Source organism: Novosphingobium sp. B-7, assembly GCF_000410615.1.
Classification (GTDB): domain Bacteria; phylum Pseudomonadota; class Alphaproteobacteria; order Sphingomonadales; family Sphingomonadaceae; genus Novosphingobium; species Novosphingobium capsulatum.
On the sequence record NZ_KE148370.1, the window covers coordinates 361 to 1,782 of the forward strand.

A 1,422-nucleotide genomic window follows, 5' to 3' on the forward strand; every position below is an offset into this window, starting at 1 on the left:
GGTCACGGCCCTTGCGGCCGCTGCAACGGTGCTCACATCTCCGTTCGTTGCATGCCGCCGCGCGCGCCGCAAGCGCAGATTGGACCGCTTGCCCGAAGGCCCGGTTCAACCCCGCTCACGCTCCAGCGGATACGAGCCAAGAATGCGCAAGTCCTTGGCAAAATAGGCCAGTTCCTCAAGCGCGCGATCCACCGCCGGGTCGCCTGGCGCGCCGACGATATCGGCATAGAACATCGTGGCGGCAAAGCTGGCGCCCTTTTGATAGCTTTCCAGCTTGGTCATGTTGACGCCGTTGGTGGCAAAGCCACCCAGCGCCTTGTAGAGCGCGGCGGGGATGTTGCGCACCTCGAACACGAACGTCGTCAGCGCCTGGCCGGCGCGCGAATCCCCGTTGAGCGTGGCCGGATCGCGCGGCGTTTTCGACAGCAGCACGAACCGCGTGGTGTTGTCGTGCGCGTCCTCGATGTCTTCGGCCAGCAGGTCCAGCCCATAGAGTTCGGCAGCGATGCGCGGGGCAATGGCGGCAATGCCGGCCTCTGCGCTTTCGGCCACCAGCGCGGCGGCGCCGGCGGTATCGGCATAGGCCATCGGCACGATTCCCCGCTCGCGCAGGTAGAAACGGGACTGGCCCAACGCCTGGGGATGGCTGTAGGCCGCGCCGATCTGCCCGGCGCCAGGCCGCGCCATCAGGCAGTGGTGAATGTCGAGGAAATGCTCGGCCACGATCGACAGCCCGCTTTCGGGCAGCAGGAAATGGATATCGGCCACGCGGCCATGCTGCGAATTCTCGATCGGGATGATCGCCTGGCCGGCGCGCCCGTCCTTTACCGCATCGAGTGCATCCTCGAACGAAAAGCACGGCAGCGGCAGTCCATCGGGCATCACTTCCATCGCCGCCCGGTGCGAATTGGCGCCCGGCGCACCCTGAAACGCCACGGCGCGGCCCGGATCGGCCGCAGCAGCGGCACTCATGCGATCGACAAGCAGGCGGGCAGGTTCAGGAAAACTTTGCATGGCTGCTGCCGTTAGGCGCAATTTCGGCCCTTGGGCAAGCGCAATCCCGCGCAAATGCTGGCCGGAATGCAGCCGGGACAAGCATGAAATTTGTTCTGGATCACAGACGCAGTTTCCCTTGCGGCTCTAATCGCACTTGCGCCGGCGCGGGGGGCTGATTATCCCACCCGCAAAAGGTGCGTATCGGCAGCGGGCCGAAAATGCGTGCGATAAATGGGGCTGGGAATGGACGACCGTTTCAATACGATCGCAGGATGGACCTTGTTTGGTGGTATCGTGGCCCTTGGCCTTTCAACGTTGTCCGCCCATTATTTTCTTGCTGACAAGCACGAACGCCCGGAAAAGATGGGCTATGCCATCGCCGGGGTAGAGCCGGAAGGCGGCGCCGCAGCGGCCGCTGCGGTCGAG

Annotated in this window: 1 protein-coding gene and 1 pseudogene; one reads left to right on the top strand and one right to left on the bottom strand. The window is 64.4% G+C overall.

Translation table 11 applies throughout. The annotated features are described in order from the left end of the window. Positions 1–105 precede the first annotated feature (105 nt). Positions 106–1,014, bottom strand: coding sequence for a prephenate dehydratase (locus H926_RS0114980; protein ID WP_022677039.1), 909 nt, complete (start codon positions 1,012–1,014; stop codon positions 106–108). A gap of 225 nt (positions 1,015–1,239) precedes the next feature. Here H926_RS0114980 and H926_RS34810 point away from each other — a divergent pair. Further along, positions 1,240–1,422 (top strand): annotated as a pseudogene (locus H926_RS34810) (cytochrome c family protein); the annotation flags it as partial.

Coding starts and splice junctions, on each gene's coding strand:
- H926_RS0114980 (WP_022677039.1), bottom strand. CDS start 1,014: ATGCAAAGTTTTCCTGAACCTGCCCGCCTGCTTGTCGATCGCATGAGT.